Consider the following 17,612-nt stretch of genomic DNA (forward strand, 5'->3'; position numbering starts at 1 on the left):
GCCGAAGCCGGGTAAGGCTGCCTCCCCGTCTCGCCCCCCACCCCCTAACCTGGGCGGCGTGAGCGAGCAGACGGAAGAGACTGACAGCGGCGTCGTCATAGTGGGCGCCGGAATGGCCGGGGTGCAGACGGCGGTTGCCCTCCGGGAGCAGGGCTACACCGGCCCCGTCACGCTGCTGGGTGCCGAACCCCACCAGCCCTACGACCGCCCCCCGCTCTCCAAGGCGGTGCTGCTCGGCAAGGCCGAGGACTCGGCGTTCGACATCGACTTCGAGGCGCTCGGCATCGAGCTGCGGCTGGGGACGACGGTCACCGGGCTGCGGGCCGCCGAGCGGCTGCTCGACACCGAGGCGGGTCCCGTCCCGTACGGGGTGCTCGTGCTGGCGACGGGCGCCGAACCGGTGACCCTCCCGGGCGCGGAGGGCGTCCCCGGGGTGCACCTGCTGCGCACCCTGGACGACGCGGCCCGGCTGAAGCCGGTACTGGCCTCGGCCCCGGCGGTCGTGGTCGTCGGGGCCGGCTGGATCGGCGCCGAGTTCACCACGGCCGCACGCGAGGCGGGCTGCGCCGTCACGGTGGTCGAGGCGGCGGACCGGGTCCTCGCGGGGGCGCTGCCCGCCGAGGTCGCGGCCCCGATGGCGCGCTGGTACGGGGAGGCCGGGGCCGAGCTGCTCACCGGCGCAAAGGTGGCCGCGGTCGAGGCCGGCCGGGTGCTCCTCGCGGACGGCCGCGAGCTGCCGGCCGGCGCGGTGGTCGTGGGCATCGGGGCCCGCCCGGCGACGGCGTGGCTGGCGGGGTCGGGGATCGAGCGGGGCGCGGACGGCTCGGTGACGGCCGACGCCCACCTGCGCACCTCCCTGCCGGGGGTGTACGCGGTCGGCGACTGCGCGTCGTTCCCGTCGGGCCGGTACGGGGCCCGGCTGCTCGTGCACCACTGGGACAACGCGCTGCAGGGCCCCCGGGCCGTCGCGGCGAACATCCTGGCGGGGGAGCCCGTACGGGTGTACGACCCGGTGCCGTACTTCTGGTCGGAGCAGTTCGGGAGGTTCGTGCAGTACGCCGGCCACCACGGCGGGGCCGACGCCATGCTGTGGCGCGGCGACCCGGCGGAGCCGTCCTGGTCGGTGTGCTGGGTACGGGACGGGGCGCTCGTGGCGGTGCTGTCGGTGGGCCGCCCGCGCGACCTGGCGCAGGGACGCAAGCTCATCGAGTCCGGGGCCGCGGTCGACCCGGCCAAGGTCGCCGACCCCGCCACGCCCCTCAAGGCGGCCACGGCGTAGTCCCCGGCAGCCCCCCGACCCCCGGGAGGGGGCCGGGGAGACCCGGACGGGGCGGCTCGGGTACCGGGGGCGAGTCCGAGATGGCAGGCTTGTGCCCGTGACCGAGATTGACGCAAAGATCGACGCCCTTGTCCCCGCCTGGCTGTACCTCCCCGACATCGCGGAGATGCTCGACATCGAAGTGACCCGGGTCCGCCAGCTGGTCAAGGAAGGTCAGCTGCTCGCCGTGCGCCGCGGCGAGAACCGCTCCCTCCAGGTACCCGCCCCGTTCATCGACGGCGACAAGGTCGTCAAGGGCCTGGTCGGCCTGCTGACGGTGCTCCGCGACGACGGCTTCTCCGACGCGGAGATCCTGGAGTGGATGTTCACCGCCGACCCGACCCTGCCCGGCACCCCCGCCCAGGCGCTGAGCGAGAATCGCGGCACGGAGGTGAAGCGCCGCGCTCAGGCGCTCGCCCTCTGAGCGCTTGAGCTGAGACACGATCCATCCGTGGTGTACGGGCGGGGGCGTACGCGCCGTCCGGCCCGTACACCGCGTACCGCTTACCACCCGGGGGTACCCATGTCCGCCAATGCCCAGCTGTCCGACGCCCGGCTCTACCTGTGCACGGACGCCCGCAAGCGGCAGGGCGACCTCCCCCGGTTCCTGGACGCGGTGCTCGCCGGAGGCGTGGACATCATCCAGCTCCGGGACAAGGGCATGGAGGCCGGCGAGGAGCTGGAGCACCTCCAGGTCTTCGCCGACGCCGCCCGCCGGCACGGCAAGCTGCTCGCGGTCAACGACCGCGCCGACGTCGCGCACGCCATCGACTCCGACGTCCTGCACCTCGGCCAGGGCGACATCCCCGTCCCCGCCGCCCGCGCCATCCTCGGCGGGGACGTGCTGATCGGCCGGTCCTGCCACGCGGAGTCCGAGGTCGACGCCGCCGTCGCCGAGCCGGGCGTGGACTACTTCTGCACCGGCCCCTGCTGGCCGACCCCCACCAAGCCCGGCCGGTACGCCCCCGGCCTCGACCTCGTCCGGTACACCGCCGCGCTCGCGCAGGACCGGCCCTGGTTCGCCATCGGCGGGATCGACGGTACGAATCTGGACGAGGTCCTCGACGCCGGCGCCACCCGCGTCGTCGTCGTCCGCGCCATCACCGAGGCCTCCGACCCGGGCGCGGCCGCGGCCGACCTGGCCAAGCGGGTCCGGGCGCGCGTCAGCGGCTGAACGTCCGGGGCGTGTCCAAAAACGTGTCCAAGGGATGGACTGGGCTTCGGTGTCCGCCGGGCCGCGTCTAACCTGCCCGTATGGCCCTTGGTACCGCTTCCACCTGGTCGGATCGTGCACACACGGTCCGCGACCTCCTCGCGTCCGGGCGCTCGTACTCCTTCGAGTTCTGGGCCCCCAAGACGGAGAAGGGTGAACGCAACCTCTGGAACGCCCTGCGCCGGGTCGAGGCGGTATCCCCCAGCTTCGTCTCCGTGACCTACGGAGCCGGCGGCTCCACCCGCGGCGGCACGGTCAAGGCCACCCAGGAGATCGCCTCCGACACCACCCTGACCCCGGTCGCGCACCTCACCGCCGTGGACCACTCGGTCGCCGAGCTGCGCAACGTGATCGGACAGTTCGCCGACGCGGGCATCCGGAACATGCTCGTCGTGCGCGGAGATCCGCCGGGCGACCCCATGGGCGAGTGGGTGGCGCACCCCGATGGCGTCCACTACGCAGCCGATCTGGTCCGGCTGGTCAAGGAGTCCGGCGACTTCTGCGTCGGCGTCGCGGCCTTCCCCGAGATGCACCCGCGCTCCGACGACTGGGACACGGACATCCGGCACTTCGTGGACAAGTGCCGTGCGGGAGCCGACTACGCGATCACCCAGATGTTCTTCGATCCGGAGAATTATCTGCGGCTGCGCGACAGCGTCGAGAAGGCGGGCTGCGAGACCCCGATCATCCCCGAGGTCATGCCTGTTGTGGCCGTCAAGCAGCTCGACCGGCTTCCGCAACTCAGCAACGCAGTCTTCCCCGCTGCTGTGAAAGAGCGCATGCTCGCCGTCAAGGACGATCCGGCCGCTGTACGCTCCATTGGCATCGAGTTCGCCACGGAGTTCTGCGCGCGGCTGCTGTCCGAGGGTGTCCCGGGGCTGCACTTCATCACGCTGAACAATTCCACGGCGACTCTCGAGATCTACGAGAATCTGGGTCTGCACCAGCGGGCCTGATCGGCCGGCCCCCGTCTCCCGGGCGGTCGTCCGCACCGAGAGGGGCCATGCATGGGAATGACGGTCCTCTACATCGCGTTCGGTTTCGTCGCGCTGTGGCTGCTTGCCGAGGTCCTGATGCAGTACAAGGCCCGGCTGCGCTGGCGCCTGCTCGCCTTCGCCGGCTTCCTCGGCGTGGTCGCGGGCGTGGTGCTGCCGTCCGTACTCGTCATCGCCGCGGGAGCGGCCGCCTTCGCCGTGGGCCAGACCCTGGTGACGCTCTCCTTCCGCAAGGGCTTCGTGGCCGGCTGGGCCGTGCGCCGCGGCGGCGTGCCCGTCGTGCAGCCGCCGCCGACCCGCCGGCGCCGGGCCGCGGGCGGCAAGCGCCAGGAGCCCGCGCTCCGGGTCACCGCGCTGGAGTACGAGCCCGAGGCCGGGCCGGAGCAGGAGTACGGCCCGCAGGGCGACTCCGCGGCCGTCGGGGCCCCCGCGGCCGAACGGCAGGCCGCGGACGGCCCGTCCGCCGGGGCCGGGGAGTTCTACAGCCCGCAGCCGCTGCCCGAGGACACCGGGTCGTACGGGATCCAGAGCTTCGCCCCGCAGTACAACGCCGCCGAGCAGGACTCCCACCAGTACGCCGCGTACTACGACCCCCAGGCCCAGGCCCAGGCCCAGGCCCAGGACGGCTCCGGCGGGTACGACTACAGCGCCGGCTACCAGGCGGGCGGCGAACAGCAGGTCTACGCCGCCTACTCGGACCCGTACATCGGCACCGGCGGCGGCGTCGCCCCGCAGCAGTCCTACGACTACGCCCCCTACGCCGAGTACACCCCCGACCCGTACGCGGCCGCGCAGCAGCAGCAGTACTCCATGGACACCCCGCCCGGCGGGGTCTGGGTCCCGCAGCAGCGCAACACCGACGAGTACGGCCGGCCCTACCCCGAGCAGGAGCAGGGACAGCAGCCGCAGCAGGGCTACCCGTACACCGGCGGGTACGAGCAGTACCGCTACTGAGAGCCGCGGAACTCCGCGCCCTCCACGATCAGCCCGGACACCAGGGCCCCCGTCATCCCGGCGTGCGCCAGCCCGCCGCCGGGGTGCGCCCAGCCGCCCGCGAGGTACAGGCCGGGCAGGGCCGCGGAGTTGGCCGGGTACAGGCCCCGGCCGCCGGCCCCCGCGAGGGCCGGCGGGGGCACCGAGCCGCCCAGCGCGCCCGTCGCGGCCTCGATGTCGGCGGGGGTGCGCACCTCGTGCCACAGCAGCCGCTCCCGCAGCCCCGGTACGGCCCGCTCGGCGAGTTCCAGCAGTTCCTCGGCCCCGGGAGCCCCGGTAGCGCCCGCCGGGCCGCAGACGGCGCTCACGGTGACGGCCTCGTGGTCGGCGTCGGGCCTGGTGGCCGGGTCGTCGGGGCGCAGCACGGTGACCGGCCCGCCGGGGGAGTGGACCAGGGTCCGGTGCACCGCATCCGCGGGGCGGGCGCCGCGCAGGGCGAGGAACAGCGTGACCCGGCTCGGCGTGTCCGCCCCGCGGGCCGGGACGCCGCCGGGCGCCGGCTCCACGCCGAGCCGCCGGGGGTCCACGCCGCAGACCACGAAGTCCGCCTCGGCCTCGGTGCCGTCGGCGAGCAGCAGCCCGGCCGCGCGGCCGCCGCGTACGAGGACCTCCCGTACCTCCGCGTCCACGCCGAAGACGAAGGCCACCTTCCGCTCCAGGCACCGCTCGTACACGGCGGTGGCCAGCGCACGCAGCCCGCCGCGCACGTACCAGCTGCCGAAGGTCTGCTCCATGTACGGGAGCACGGCCGCAGCCGCCGGCGCGGTCGCCGGATCGACCCCGTACGAGCCGACGCGGGCCGTCAGCAGTTCCGCGAGGCCGTCGCCGCCCAGCTCGCGGGCGGCCACCTCGGCCAGCGTCGGCGGGCGCCTGCGCAGCAGGCCGCTGCCCCGCAGCGCGGGGTACGGGTCGCGGCCCAGCACCTGCCAGTCGCGGCGCAGCGGCTCCTCCAGCAGCGGGCGGCGGGTGGCGTCCCAGGCGTCCCGGGCGCGGCCCAGCACCGCGCTCCAGCGCTCCCCGGCGCCGGGCCCGAAAGCCTGGTCGAGGACGGCGGCGGCGCCGCCGCGCGAGGCGTTGGGGAGGGTGACCTCGCGGCCGTCGGCGAGCACGTGCCGGACGGCGGGGTCCACCTGGACCAGCCGGGCGCAGTCCTCCAGCGGCCGCTTTCCGGTCTTGACGAACAGGTCGCGGTAGACGGCGGGCAGGTGCAGCAGCCCGGGGCCGGTGTCGAAGGCGAAGCCGTCGCGCTCGAAGCGGCCGACGGCGCCCCCGTACGTCGTCCCGCGCTCGTACACCGTCACCCGGTGCCCTGCCACGGCCAGCCGGGCCGCCGACGCCATCGCGCCCATCCCGGCGCCGATCACCGCAATTCGTGCCATGCGGCTGAGCCTATCGAGGGAGGCCGGCGGGCTCAGCGGGGTGGTGCCCCGGTGGCCCCGCGCACCTCGGCAGCGAGGCGCTTCTCCTCGCGGCGCTGGGCCCGGCGGCGCAGGAAGCGGCGGATCCGGGTCCAGAGGTAGAACAGCAGGGCCAGGCCGACGGCCAGCAGTACGGCCGCGATGATCGCGGCGGCCTGGGGGTTGAACATCGCGAAGGTGACGATGCCGCCCACGCCGAGGTCCTCGGCGGTGCTCATCGCGATGTTGCTGAAGGGCTCGGGCGAGGTGTTGATCGCCATCCGGGTGCCGGCCTTGACGAAATGGCTGGCCAGGGCGGTGGAGCCACCGACGGCGCCGGCGGCGATGTCGGAGAGCGACCCGCTCTGCCCGGCCAGCAGCGCGCCGACGACGGCTCCGGACACCGGGCGGATCACGGTGTGGACGCCGTCCCAGACCGAGTCCACGTAGGGGATCTTGTCGGCCACCGAGTCGCAGAGGAACAGCACGCCCGCGACGATCAGCACGTCGGTGCGTTGCAGCGAGGCCGGGACCTCGTCGGTCAGACCGGTCGCGCCGAAGATGCCGAGCAGCAGGACCACGGCGTAGGCGTTGATCCCGCTGGCCCAGCCGCTGGTGAAGACCAGGGGGAGCACACTCACCGGCTCATCATGACGGAGAACGGATGATCCGGCAGGCGGAAGACGGAAAGGTGAGGGGACGGCCGCCGTCCGGCTGCCGTCCCCTCACCTGTGTTCCGAGCGGGGCCTACTGCCCCTGTTCGTCGCGGCGGCGCTGCCACCGCTCCTCGATGCGGGTCATCATCGACCGACGCTGCCGGTTCTGGCCGTGGGCCGAACCGCCTGCACTGCCGGAGGCGGGCTGCTCGCCGGGCTTGGGAGCCTTGCGCCAACCGGTGACCACGAGAACCGTACAGCCCAGCATGACGAGGAAACCCACCACACTGATCCAGAGCACGTTCGGGACGATCACACCGGTCATGAGGAGCGCGATACCCACCACGATGCCAGCGACTGCCTGGTAGACCCGTCGCCGGGTGTACGTGCGCAGTCCGCTTCCCTCAAGCGCTGTCGCGAACTTGGGATCTTCGGCGTACAGCGCTCGCTCCATCTGCTCGAGCATTCGCTGCTCGTGCTCCGAGAGCGGCACGGGAGTCCTCCTCATCCGTCGGTCGCGGGGGGTAGCGACCAGGGGTCCCCTTCAGGATAGGCGGGGAATCGCCCCCGTGATACCCGCCCTCTACGCCACTTTCATCAATCGCTGCGCGAAACCGTACCGCCGTGCGAGCGGTCACTGGGGCGTTATTCCCCAATGGTCCGCCCGGCATGCCGGTCACTGCCCCCGATCATACGGGGCCGATCGAGGGTACGGAGGGTGTGTGGCCCACCCCGTCCAGGAAGCCCCGCAGATCAGGCGGGCTTCTCGCCCAGTACGTGCAGTTGCGTGGCGACCGCGTGGAAGGCGGGCAGCTCGGCGGCGGCCTCCTCCAGGCGGAGCAAGGCCTCGACCGCGCCCGGCTCGGTGTCCACCAGGACTCCGGGGACCAGGTCGGCGAAGATCCGCACGCCGTGCACCGCGCCGACCGCGAGGCCCGCTCCGCCGACGAGCTCGCCGAGCTGCTCGGCGGTGAAGCGGCGGGGCATCGGGTCTCCGCCGCCCCAGCGGCCGGCCGGGTCGGTGAGCGCCGTACGGGCCTCGGCGAAGTGCCCGGCCAGCGCGCGGGCCAGCACGGCCCCGCCGAGCCCGGCGCCCAGCAGGCTGAGGACGCCGCCGGGGCGCAGGGCCGCCACCGCGTTGGCCACGCCCTCGGCCGGGTCGTCCACGTACTCCAGGACGCCGTGGCACAGCACCACGTCGTACGACTCGCGGTCGACGACATCGAGCAGGCCCTGGGCGTCGCCCTGTACGCCGCGCACCAGGTCGGCCACGCCGGCCTCGGAGACCCGGCGCTCCAGCCCGAACAGCGCGTTCGGGCTGGGGTCGACCACGGTGACCCGGTGGCCCAGGCGGGCCACCGGTACGGCGAAGTTGCCGGTGCCGCCGCCCGTGTCGAGCACGTCCAGCACGTCCCGCCCGGTCGCCTTCGTCCGGCGGTCGAGGGCCTCCCTGAGGACCTCCCACACCACGGCGGTGCGGAGGGAGGCACGGGGGCGGGAAGTGTCCGACACGGCTGTTGGCTCCTCGGCGGGGTCTGGGTGAGCGGTCTTCACCCCACCCTATTGCCTCGGGACATGCGGCAGGGTCTGCGGCGGACCTTGAGCGGCCGGCGCGTGGAGTTCCAGCATCCGCTCCACCAGGCGCAGGAACATCGAGACGGCCCGCACCAGATCGTCCGCGTCCCGCCCGGTCGCCGCGTCCGCTATGCCCGCCTCGGCCCGGGCCCGGCGGGCCGCGCCGGAGGCGAAGAGCGCGCTCCACTCGGTCAGTTCGGGCGCTATCTCCGGGAGCACCTCCCACGCACTGCGGATCCGGGGCCGCCGCCGCGGGTTCACCGGCTCGGGCCGTCCGCGCGCGGCGAGCACGGCCGCGGCGGTGCGCAGGGCGGCGAGGTGGGCGGTGGCGTACCGCTCGTTGGGCCGGGTCAGCCTGGCGGCTTCGGCCAGGCCGCTGCGGGCCTTGGCGAGCAGGTCGAGGGCGGCCGGAGGGGCCGCCGACTTCCGCGGGACGGGGTGGACAGGGGACGGGGACGGTGTGGCCATGACGAACCTCCTGTCGATGCGCGCTGAGCGCTGCTGCGTGGTGCGGTGTTGGCGCCTTGCCGTGGGTGTCAGTACGTGTGTCCATCGTGACGTGCCCCACTGACAATTGCGCTGACCTGCGGTTTTCGGACATCTCACCCACTGTCTGCCCGTCAACTTCCCCCCTGCGCGTACCGGATGCCCGCCAGGATGCTAGTTTTTGAACTGACCGGTCAGTTCAAAAAGAAGGGGGACGGCGTGGACAGCCCGCACGGCGCGTCCGTGAAAGCCGAGGACTTCGGACTCAAGGGCCCGCGCGGCTGGGTCTTCCGGGGCATCGGGATCGACGCGGCGCCCGGCTCGCTCATCGCGGTCGAAGGCCCCTCCGGCAGTGGCCGGACCTGCCTCCTCCTCGCCCTCACCGGCCGGATGAAGCCCACCGAGGGCCGCGCCGAGGTCGGCCGCCACCCGCTGCCGAAGAAGATGGCCGCGGTCCGCCGGATCTCCGCACTCGGCCCGGTCCCCGGGGTCAACGACCTCGACCAGGCCCTCACCGTCGCCGAGCAGCTGCGCGAGGGCGCACTGCTCCAGCGCCGCTACGACGGCCCGTTCCGCGCCCTGCTGGGCCGGCGCACCGAGCGCCGCGCCTCCTCCGAGGCCCGCGTCGACGCCGCGCTGGCCGCCGCCGGACTGGACCTGGCCACCCTGCCCAAGGGCCCGCGCACCTCCGTACGGGACCTGGAGCGCCTGGAGGCCGTACGGCTGTCGCTGGCCATCGCCCTGCTGGGGTCGCCGAGGCTGCTGGCCGTGGACGACCTCGACCTCAAGCTGTCGGACGCCGAGCGCACCGAGGCCTGGGCCCTGCTCCGCTCCATCGCCGCCCGCGGGACCACCGTCCTCGCGGTGTGCAGCGGGGCCCCCGAAGGCGTGACGGTCCTGCGGACGACCCCCGCGGACACGGGCACCACCACTGACGAACCCGAAGTATCCGAAGTATCCGAAGAGTCCGACGAAGACACGAAGGGGGCGGACGATGCGCTCGCCGAAGCTGGCCGCGCTTGAGCTGAAGCGGTTCGGGCGGGGGAAGCTGCCCCGGGCCGCTCTCGTCGCGCTGCTCCTGCTGCCGCTGCTCTACGGGGCGCTGTACCTGTGGTCCTTCTGGGACCCGTACAGCCGCCTCGACAAGGTCCCCGTCGCCCTCGTCAACGCCGACCAGGGCGCCACCGTGGACGGCAAGCAGATCGACGCCGGCGACGAGATCACCCGCAAGCTCCACGACAGCAAGACCTTCGACTGGCGCGAGGTGAGCGCCGAGGAGGCCGCGAAGGGGCTGGAGGACGGGAAGTACTACCTGTCCCTCACCATGCCCGCCGACTTCAGCTCGAAGATCGCCTCCAGCTCCGGAGCGGACCCCGCCACCGGGGCCCTCCAGGTGCGCACCAACGACGCGAACAACTACATCGTCGGCTCGATCTCGCGCACCGTCTTCTCCGAGGTCCGCTCGGCTGCGTCCACCAACGCCTCCCGCGGCTTCCTCGACAAGATCTTCGTCTCCTTCTCCGACCTGCACGACAAGACCTCCGAGGCCGCCGACGGCGCCGACAAGCTCAAGGACGGCGCGGGCGAGGCCCAGCAGGGCGCCCAGGCCCTCGCCGACGGCCTCGACACGGCCCAGGAGAAGAACGGCGAGCTGACCGGCGGGCTCCGCAAGCTCAACTCGGCCGCCGGACAGCTGGAGAACGGCACGCGGGACGTCGCCAACGGCACCCAGGTCGTCGCCGACGTGGTCAACCGCGCCGCCGCCAAGGCCAAGCCCCTCGTCGACAACCCCAAGCAGCTCGCCGACAGCGCCGAGCTGGTCGCCGACACCGCCAAGGTCGTGAACAACCACCTCGACACCTTCGCCAAGAAGGCCCCGGCCGCGGCCCGGGTCAGCAAGCAGGCCGCTGCCCTGGCCGACGACGTCTACAACCGCACCTGCGTCACCCCCGCCACCAAGCCGCTTCCCTCGACCTGCCCCGACCAGAAGAGGCTCAAGGACCTCGCCGCCGAGGCCGCCGAACTCTCCGGTGACGTCGAGGCCCTGGTCAAGGACTCGGGCGGCGACCTGGCCAAGCTCAAGGAGCAGCTCGCCGACCTGGAGAAGGACGCCCGCAAGCTCGCCGCCATGGCCCCCGGCCTCTCCGGCGACCTCCAGTCGGCCGTCACCCAGGCCAACGCCCTCAACACCGGCGCCCACAAGGTCGCCACCGGCATGGTCAAGCTGCACGCCGGGATCGGCTCCGCCTCCTCCGGCTCCGCCGCCCTCGGCGACGGCGTCGGCAAGCTCGGCGACGGCGCGCACCGCCTCGACGGCGGCATGTACAAGCTCGTCGACGGCAACCGCGACCTCGCCGACGGCCTGCACGAAGGCGCCGGCAAGATCCCGGACTACGACCAGCAGCAGCGCGAAGCCCGCACCCAGGTGATGGCCGACCCGGTCCAGCTCGCCAACCAGTCCCTGCACAAGGCGCCCAACTACGGCACCGGCTTCGCCCCGTACTTCATCCCGCTCTCCCTCTGGGTCGGCGCGATGGTCGCCTACATGCTGATCGCCCCGATGAACCGGCGGGCCCTGGCCGCGGGCGCCTCGCCCTGGCGGATCGCCTTCGCCGGCTGGCTGCCCGTGGCGGGACTCGGCGCGCTCCAGGTGGCCGCGCTGATGTCCGTACTGCACTGGGGCCTCGGCCTGGAGCCGGCCCGGCCGGCCCTCACCGTCGGGTTCCTGATGCTGGTCACCGGCTGCTTCGCGGCCATCGTCCAGTGGCTCAACGCCAAGTTCGGCGCCGCCGGGCGGATCCTGGTCCTCGCCGTCCTGATGCTCCAGCTCACCTCGGCGGGCGGCACGTACCCCGTCGAGACCAGCCCCGGCTTCTTCAACGCCATCCACCCGTACCTGCCGATGTCGTACATCGTGGAGAGCCTGCGCCGCCTGATCACCGGCGGCGACCTCACCCCGGTCTGGCAGGGCTGCGTCGTCCTGACCGCCTTCACGGCGGGCGCCCTGGCGCTCACCGCGCTGGCCGCCCGCGGCAAGCAGGTGTGGACCATGGACCGGCTGCACCCGGAACTGAGCCTGTAGAGAGCTGTTGACCTGTGAGAATCAGCGCCATGGAAAGCAGCAGCGCCGGTACGGCGGCCACCGCGGGCAGCGGCAGCGGCGGCGGCCGCCGGCAGGCCACCAGACAGAAGCTCTACGAAGCGGCCGTCACCCTGATCGCGGAGCAGGGCTTCTCCGCGACGACGGTCGAGGAGATCGCCGAGCGGGCGGGCGTGGCCAAGGGCACCGTCTACTACAACTTCGCCAGCAAGAACGAGCTCTTCGAGGAACTCCTGCGGCACGGCGTCGGCCTGCTGACGGTGTCCCTGCGGACGGCGGAACAGGAGACGGCGGCGCGCGGCGGCAGCCGCGTGGAGGCGCTGGACGCGATGATCCGCGCCGGCCTCGTCTTCATCGACCGCTACCCGGCCTTCACCCAGCTCTACGTCGCCGAGCTGTGGCGGACCAACCGCACCTGGCAGTCCACCCTGATGGTGGTGCGCCAGGAGGCGGTGGCCGTCGTGGAGACGGTGCTGCGGGAGGGCGTCGAGCGCGGTGAGCTGAGCGCGGAGATCGACGTGCCGCTGACGGCCGCCGCACTGGTGGGGATGGTGCTCGTGGCGGCCCTCGACTGGCAGTCGTTCCAGAGCGAGCGGTCCCTGGACGACGTGCACTCGGCGCTGTCACTGCTGCTGCGGGGACGGGTCAGCGGGACCCGCTGAGCGTCCCCCGATCGGCGGTGCTGCGCGGCGGCGCGGCGGCGTAGAACTGGCTGAGTATCCGTACCTAGGCGCGGAAATGAGTACGCGCGCGGATGGGCCCCCACCTGCGCGGACGCCAGACTGGGGGCAACGGACAGGAACCCGGTCCGCCCCGCCGACACGGGGCGGCGGAGCGGGCCGGTGACCTGCGCCGTGTGGGGGTGGGGGTGGAACGTCGATGCGGCGGGGCTCGGGGGGATCGAGCCTCGCCGCATCGACGTATTCGGATTCCTGTCTAGCCGCGGTCGCGCAGCGGCAGCCGCCCCCGGACTCCGGTCCGGAGCTTGTCCAGCGCCGCCGCGCCGCGCCCGGTCACCGCCGAGGAGCGCGCGGCGGCCGCCCAGCGCAGCCGGGCCGCCGAGCGGGGCAGCAGCAGCGCGCGCAGCCGGACGCCGCGGGAGACGCCCGCCAGCAGGCCCGCCCGGGCCTCCAACACGTCCGCCTCCAGCCCGTCGTACGCGACCTGCCCGCCCGGCGGGGCGTACAGCGCCCGCTCCACCGCGCCCGCGATCCGCAGCACGGCCCGCGCAGCTTCCGGCTCCAGCCGGCCCAGCTCCACGATCCGGTCCGCGGCGCCGCGCGGTGACCGCGCCCCGTCGGGGGTGATCCCGACGTCCCAGGCCGCGTCGCCCAGCTCCTGCCAGGCCGCGAGCACCTCGTGCGCCCCCAGCCTGCGGGCCCGGACCCGGCTCCGCCACAGCATCGGCAGCAGTGGCAGGACGAGCGCGGCCAGGCCGACCGCGGTCCAGACGAGCACGGCCGTCAGCGACGGTCCGCCGCCCGAGCCGGCGTCCTGCTTGAGCGCGGGGCCCCCGCACTCGCCCAGCTTCTTCAGGGCGGGCGTGCAGTCGTCCGACTTCGTCGGCGCCGGCGCCGGCGCGGCCGAGCTCTGCGAAGGCGCCGCGGTCGGGGCCGTCGGCTGGATCTGCGGGGTCTCGGGGCGGCTGTAGTCCGGAACGGTGATGCCCGAGCGCGGGGTCGGCTCGAACCGAGTCCAGCCCACTCCCTCGAAGTACAGCTCCGGCCACGCGTGCGCGTCGCGCATCGAGACGTTCACGCTGCCGTCGGACTGCTTCGCGCCGGGGGTGAACCCGACCGCCACCCGCGCCGGGATCCCGAGCGAGCGGGACATGGAGGCCATCGAGAACGCGAAGTGGATGCAGAAGCCCTCCTTGTCCGCCAGGAAGCGGGCGATGGCCTGCGAACCCGTGCCGGAGGACACCTTGGTGTCGTAGCGGAATCCGCCGTTCACGGCGAAGTAGTCCTGGAGCTTCACCGCACGCGCGTAGTTGTCCTTCGCGCCCTGCGTGACCCGCCGGGCCGTCTCGGCGACCACCGGCGGCAGGTTGTCCGGCAGCTTCGTGAACTCGTCGCGGATCGCCGGGTTCGGAGCCGGCGCCGTCTGCAGCTGTTCGGCCGTCGGCCGCAGCAGCAGGCTCCGTACGGTGTACTGCGCGCCCTGGACGTTCTGGAACTTGTCCTTGCCCAGCTGGTCGCCGACCAGGGTGCGGCCGACCGGCTCGAACCGCCACTTCCCGCCGATGTCCACGCCCGTCGCCGGGTACGGCATCGGCAGGTAGCGCTGGGCGTACGTCTCGGAGGACGACAGGCTCGTCCGTACCTCGACCGCGCCGCCGCGCACCTCCTCGCCGAGCCCGGGCGGGTTCGGCAGCCGCGCCGGCACGTCGGTCAGGGCGCGCCCGGAGGCCTCCCACTTGACGCCGTTGAACTCGTCCAGCGCCAGGATCCGCAGGTACTGCTCGCCGAGCTGCGGGCTGTCCGTCCGGTACTTCAGCACGACCCGGTTGTCCTGCGCGTTCAGGCTGCTCTGGAGCGAGACCAGCGGGTTGACCGCCTGGATCTGCCCGCCCGCGCCGCTCCCCGAGCCGTCGCCGTCGCCCGGTGTGCCGAGCAGGCCGCTGCCGAGCGAGGGCAGCACCGCGGGCACCACCAGGGCCAGGCCCAGCGCGACCGCGCCGAGCCGCCGGCCGGTGCGCACGGGGGAGACGGCCTGACCGCCGCCGCCCGCGCCGCTCCCGTACCCGGAGGCGGCCGACACCCGCCCGCTCGGGGCCGCGCCGAACACCCGGCCCCACTGGGCCAGCCGGTCGCGGCCCTCGGCCAGCAGCAGCAACAGGTAGCCGCAGCCCGCCAGCAGGAACGTGAACCAGGACGACTCCCCGCCGCCCGACAGCCCCGCGGCCACCGAGTACAGCGCGAGCAGCGGCAGCCCGGCCGCAGCGGCGGTCCGCACGGTGACCGCCAGCATGTCCACCAGCAGCCCGACCAGCAGCACCCCGGACACCAGCAGCAGCCGGATGCCGTCGGTGAGCGGCGCCGGGATCGCGAACTCGCCCACGTCCATGACGCCCCGCCGGAACAGCGCGCCGAAGTCCGTCACCAGGTAGGCCAGCGGCCCGTCCCCGGTGGACTCGCCCTTCCCCGCGAACAGGAACGCGAGCAGCAGCAGCGACACCAGTGCCTGCGAGGCCACGGTCAGCGCGCCGGCCACCGGCACCCGCCGCGCCCCTGCGCCCACCGCGCTCTGTACGCAGAGCAGCAGCGCCGCCTGGAGCAGCCAGCCCGCCGAGTCCACCAGCCCGACCAGCGACCAGGAGGTGAGCAGCGTCGCCAGTACCGCGAACAGCGTCAGTCTCGCCCGCCCGCTCATCCCCAACCCCCCGCAGTGCCGCCGGCGAGCGGGGCGTTCCCGGCTTGCCGCCACAGTTCCCCGAAGGCCACCCCGGGCGGGACGGCCAGTGCCGTCCAGCCCGCGTCGCGCAGCCGGGCCAGCGACTGTGCGCCGCCCGGGGGACGGCCGGTCCAGGCCGCGGAGTCCAGTACGAACGCCACCGCGCCCCCGCTGCGCTGGCGCATCTTGGCCGCCAGCTCGGTCTGTGCGTCGTCCAGGTCCCCGAGGAAGGCGATGAGGAGCCCGTCGCCGCCCGCTCCGCCGAAGCCGCCGCCGCCGCCCCCGCCGCCGCGCACCGCGTCGTAGGCCCGCGAGAGCCCGGCGCCGTCGGAGTGCCCGACCACCGCGAGCGTGTCCATCAGCAGCCCGGCCGCCTCCGCGGACTCCTGGCCGCCGGAGGAGAACCCGCCGCCCTCGCCGGGCACGCAGGTCCCGGTGTCGGTCAGCAGCCGTACGGAGAACCCCTGCTCCAGCAGGTGCACCAGGGCGGAGGCGGCCGCCGAGACGGCCCACTCGAAGGCGGAGTCGGGCCCCGCGCCCTCGTAGCCGAGGCGGCGGGTGTCCAGCAGGACGGTGGCCTTGCTGCGCTGCGGCTGTTCCTCGCGGCGCACCATCAGCTCGCCGTAGCGGGCGGTGGAGCGCCAGTGCACGCGGCGCAGGTCGTCCCCGCGCCGGTAGCCGCGCGGGATCACGTCGTCGTCGCCGGCCAGGGCCAGCGAGCGCCGGCTGCCGTCGCCGTAGCCGGAGGACTCGCCGGTCAGCCGGACCGGGGCCAGGGCCTCGGTGCGCGGGACGACGGTGAGGGTGTCGTACGTGCTGAAGGAACGGGTCAGCTCGACGAGCCCGAACGGGTCGGTCAGGCGCAGCTGGAGCGGGCCCAGCGGGTAGCGGCCGCGCAGGTCGGAGCGGACCCGGTAGGACACCTCGCGCCGTCCGCCGGGCTCGACCCGGTCCAGGACGAAGCGGGGCCGGGGCCCGAGGACGTAGGGCACGCGGTCCTGGAGCATCAGCAGCCCGGTGGGCATGCGGGAGACGTTGTCCATGCGCAGCTGTACGCGCGCCTCGGCTCCGGCGGGCACCCGCACCGGGGTCAGCCGGCGGTTGCCGGTGACCCGGTGTCGGGTGCGGTGCAGGGCGTACACGCAGATCAGCGGCAGGGCGGCGAGCAGCAGACCGACCCGGAGCAGTTCGCCCTGGCCGAGCATGTACGCGCACACGGCGGCGGCGGCCCCGGCGGCCAGGAAGGACCGGCCGCGGGTGGTCAGCCCGGACAGCGACGTGCGCAGTCCGCCGAACCCGCCGCCGCCCCGGCCGCCGGCGCCGCGCGGGGCACCGGCGCTCATCAGAAGCCCCGGATGCCGGCGCCGGGCGGGGTCTCGCCGCCGCGGGGGTGCGCGGCGGGGACGGGGGTGCGCTGCAGGATGTCGGCGACGACCTGTTCGGCGGTGCGCCGGCTCAGCTGGGCCTGCGCGGTGGGCAGCAGGCGGTGCGCGAGGACGGGGCCGGCCAGCGCCTGGACGTCGTCGGGCAGGACGTAGTCCCGGCCGGACAGGGCGGCGGAGGCCTTCACGGCGCGCAGCAGGTGCAGGGTGGCGCGGGGGGAGGCGCCCAGGCGCAGGTCCGGGTGGCTGCGGGTGGCGGAGACCAGGTCGACGACGTAGCGCCGGACGGGCTCGGCGACGTACACCTCGCGCACGGCGTCGATGAGCTTGACGATGTCGTGCGCGTGCGCGACGGCCGTGAGGTCGTCGAGCGGGGAGGCCCCGCCGTGCACGTCGAGCATCTGGAGCTCGGCCTCGGGGCTGGGGTAGCCGACGGAGACGCGGGCCATGAAGCGGTCGCGCTGGGCCTCGGGGAGGGGGTAGGTGCCCTCCATCTCCACCGGGTTCTGGGTGGCGACCACCATGAAGGGGCTGGGCAGGGCGTAGGTGGTGCCGTCTATCGTGACCTGGCGCTCCTCCATCGACTCCAGCAGTGCGGACTGGGTCTTGGGGGAGGCGCGGTTGATCTCGTCGCCGATGACGATCTGCGCGAAGATCGCGCCGGGCTTGAACTCGAACTCGCGGCGCTGCTGGTCGTAGATGCTGACGCCGGTGATGTCGGAGGGCAGCAGGTCCGGAGTGAACTGGATCCGCTGGACCGAGCAGTCGATGGACTTGGCCAGCGTCTTGGCGAGCATGGTCTTGCCGACGCCGGGGACGTCCTCGATCAGCAGGTGTCCTTCGGCGAGGAGCACGGTGAGCGCGAGGCGGACGACCTCGGGCTTGCCCTCGATCACGCTCTCGACCGAGTGGCGCACCCGCTCCGCCGTGCTGGTCAGATCCGCGAGGCTCGCTCGGTCGTCATACGTGGTCACCTGGTTCTCCTCGGCCCTTTCTCAGGGCCGACGCCCCTTGGCGCATCACCGGCCCACCCCAAATACGGACACCGGCCCGGAGGGTGTCCGGGTGACGTCTCCCCGCATTCTTGACGGCGTTACGGCCCGG

Annotated in this window: 16 protein-coding genes; 8 read left to right on the forward strand and 8 right to left on the reverse strand. The window is 73.7% G+C overall.

The features are described from left to right. Window positions 1-58: 58 nt before the first annotated feature. The 5 genes from AB0M99_RS05470 (at window position 59) to AB0M99_RS05490 (ending at window position 4,480) form a co-directional block, all read left to right on the forward strand. Entirely contained in the window at window positions 59-1,279 is a 1,221-nt protein-coding gene (locus tag AB0M99_RS05470) for an FAD-dependent oxidoreductase (RefSeq protein WP_365917336.1), read from the forward strand. A 97-nt stretch (window positions 1,280-1,376) separates the two neighbouring features. Continuing rightward, window positions 1,377-1,742, forward strand: coding sequence for an Rv2175c family DNA-binding protein (locus tag AB0M99_RS05475; protein WP_053676030.1), 366 nt, complete (start codon window positions 1,377-1,379; stop codon window positions 1,740-1,742). Window positions 1,743-1,841: 99 nt separating this feature from the next. Further along, on the forward strand, window positions 1,842-2,492 hold the full coding sequence (gene thiE, locus AB0M99_RS05480; RefSeq protein ID WP_365917337.1) for a thiamine phosphate synthase: 651 nt from the start codon (window positions 1,842-1,844) through the stop codon (window positions 2,490-2,492). Window positions 2,493-2,572: 80 nt separating this feature from the next. After that, entirely contained in the window at window positions 2,573-3,487 is a 915-nt protein-coding gene (gene metF / locus AB0M99_RS05485) for a methylenetetrahydrofolate reductase [NAD(P)H] (RefSeq protein WP_365917338.1), read from the forward strand. 51 nt (window positions 3,488-3,538) lie between these two features. Beyond that, window positions 3,539-4,480 (forward strand): hypothetical protein, encoded by a 942-nt coding sequence (locus tag AB0M99_RS05490; RefSeq protein WP_365917339.1) that lies wholly within the window; start codon window positions 3,539-3,541, stop codon window positions 4,478-4,480. Here AB0M99_RS05490 and AB0M99_RS05495 read toward each other — a convergent pair. The 5 genes from AB0M99_RS05495 to AB0M99_RS05515 all read right to left on the reverse strand — a co-directional run bounded on the left by AB0M99_RS05495 (window position 4,474) and on the right by AB0M99_RS05515 (window position 8,615). After that, window positions 4,474-5,898 (reverse strand): NAD(P)/FAD-dependent oxidoreductase, encoded by a 1,425-nt coding sequence (locus tag AB0M99_RS05495; RefSeq protein ID WP_365917340.1) that lies wholly within the window; start codon window positions 5,896-5,898, stop codon window positions 4,474-4,476. The two genes, AB0M99_RS05490 and AB0M99_RS05495, sit on opposite strands and share 7 nt — an antisense overlap. A gap of 32 nt (window positions 5,899-5,930) precedes the next feature. After that, a complete protein-coding gene (locus AB0M99_RS05500) occupies window positions 5,931-6,557 on the reverse strand; it encodes a DUF4126 domain-containing protein (protein ID WP_365917341.1) in 627 nt (208 codons plus the stop codon). A gap of 106 nt (window positions 6,558-6,663) precedes the next feature. Beyond that, a complete protein-coding gene (locus AB0M99_RS05505) occupies window positions 6,664-7,065 on the reverse strand; it encodes a DUF3040 domain-containing protein (protein WP_215015059.1) in 402 nt (133 codons plus the stop codon). A 260-nt stretch (window positions 7,066-7,325) separates the two neighbouring features. Further along, window positions 7,326-8,084: a methyltransferase gene (locus AB0M99_RS05510; protein WP_365917342.1), complete on the reverse strand. Its 759-nt coding sequence runs from the start codon at window positions 8,082-8,084 to the stop codon at window positions 7,326-7,328. 48 nt (window positions 8,085-8,132) lie between these two features. Continuing rightward, window positions 8,133-8,615 carry an SAV_6107 family HEPN domain-containing protein gene (locus AB0M99_RS05515; protein WP_365917343.1) on the reverse strand — a complete coding sequence of 161 codons (483 nt, stop codon included), beginning with the start codon at window positions 8,613-8,615 and terminating at the stop codon, window positions 8,133-8,135. Between the two features lie 237 nt (window positions 8,616-8,852). On the opposite strand from AB0M99_RS05515, the gene AB0M99_RS05520 reads away from it, so the two are divergent. From AB0M99_RS05520 to AB0M99_RS05530, 3 genes are read left to right on the forward strand one after another with little or no spacing between them, the layout of a single operon-like run. Continuing rightward, window positions 8,853-9,656 (forward strand): ATP-binding cassette domain-containing protein, encoded by an 804-nt coding sequence (locus tag AB0M99_RS05520; protein ID WP_365917344.1) that lies wholly within the window; start codon window positions 8,853-8,855, stop codon window positions 9,654-9,656. Next, window positions 9,628-11,715 (forward strand): YhgE/Pip domain-containing protein, encoded by a 2,088-nt coding sequence (locus AB0M99_RS05525; protein ID WP_365917345.1) that lies wholly within the window; start codon window positions 9,628-9,630, stop codon window positions 11,713-11,715. Before AB0M99_RS05520 ends, AB0M99_RS05525 begins: the two co-directional genes overlap by 29 nt. A gap of 29 nt (window positions 11,716-11,744) precedes the next feature. Beyond that, window positions 11,745-12,395, forward strand: a complete 651-nt coding sequence (locus tag AB0M99_RS05530) for a TetR/AcrR family transcriptional regulator (RefSeq protein WP_365917346.1) — start codon at window positions 11,745-11,747, stop codon at window positions 12,393-12,395. A 274-nt stretch (window positions 12,396-12,669) separates the two neighbouring features. Here the strand turns inward: AB0M99_RS05530 and AB0M99_RS05535 are convergent, their stop codons facing one another. From AB0M99_RS05535 to AB0M99_RS05545, 3 genes are read right to left on the reverse strand one after another with little or no spacing between them, the layout of a single operon-like run. After that, window positions 12,670-15,105: a transglutaminaseTgpA domain-containing protein gene (locus AB0M99_RS05535; RefSeq protein WP_365917347.1), complete on the reverse strand. Its 2,436-nt coding sequence runs from the start codon at window positions 15,103-15,105 to the stop codon at window positions 12,670-12,672. Then, window positions 15,102-16,469, reverse strand: coding sequence for a DUF58 domain-containing protein (locus tag AB0M99_RS05540; RefSeq protein WP_365917348.1), 1,368 nt, complete (start codon window positions 16,467-16,469; stop codon window positions 15,102-15,104). The genes AB0M99_RS05535 and AB0M99_RS05540 overlap by 4 nt, the downstream gene beginning before the upstream one ends. Further along, complete coding sequence (locus AB0M99_RS05545) at window positions 16,469-17,482, reverse strand: MoxR family ATPase (RefSeq protein WP_365917349.1); 1,014 nt, start codon at window positions 17,480-17,482, stop codon at window positions 16,469-16,471. Before AB0M99_RS05545 ends, AB0M99_RS05540 begins: the two co-directional genes overlap by 1 nt. Window positions 17,483-17,612 lie beyond the last annotated feature (130 nt).

It is taken from the genome of Streptomyces sp. NPDC051183, from assembly GCF_040682455.1.
Taxonomy (GTDB): Bacteria; Actinomycetota; Actinomycetes; order Streptomycetales; family Streptomycetaceae; genus Streptomyces.

What these genes read in the sequence shown, in the direction of transcription:
- AB0M99_RS05525 (WP_365917345.1), top strand. Translation starts at nt 9,628, where the DNA reads ATGCGCTCGCCGAAGCTGGCCGCGCTTGAGCTGAAGCGGTTCGGGCGG.
- AB0M99_RS05540 (WP_365917348.1), bottom strand. Translation starts at nt 16,469, where the DNA reads ATGAGCGCCGGTGCCCCGCGCGGCGCCGGCGGCCGGGGCGGCGGCGGG.
- thiE (WP_365917337.1), top strand. Translation starts at nt 1,842, where the DNA reads ATGTCCGCCAATGCCCAGCTGTCCGACGCCCGGCTCTACCTGTGCACG.
- AB0M99_RS05515 (WP_365917343.1), bottom strand. Translation starts at nt 8,615, where the DNA reads ATGGCCACACCGTCCCCGTCCCCTGTCCACCCCGTCCCGCGGAAGTCG.
- AB0M99_RS05490 (WP_365917339.1), top strand. Translation starts at nt 3,539, where the DNA reads ATGGGAATGACGGTCCTCTACATCGCGTTCGGTTTCGTCGCGCTGTGG.
- AB0M99_RS05530 (WP_365917346.1), top strand. Translation starts at nt 11,745, where the DNA reads ATGGAAAGCAGCAGCGCCGGTACGGCGGCCACCGCGGGCAGCGGCAGC.
- AB0M99_RS05495 (WP_365917340.1), bottom strand. Translation starts at nt 5,898, where the DNA reads ATGGCACGAATTGCGGTGATCGGCGCCGGGATGGGCGCGATGGCGTCG.
- AB0M99_RS05535 (WP_365917347.1), bottom strand. Translation starts at nt 15,105, where the DNA reads ATGAGCGGGCGGGCGAGACTGACGCTGTTCGCGGTACTGGCGACGCTG.
- metF (WP_365917338.1), top strand. Translation starts at nt 2,573, where the DNA reads ATGGCCCTTGGTACCGCTTCCACCTGGTCGGATCGTGCACACACGGTC.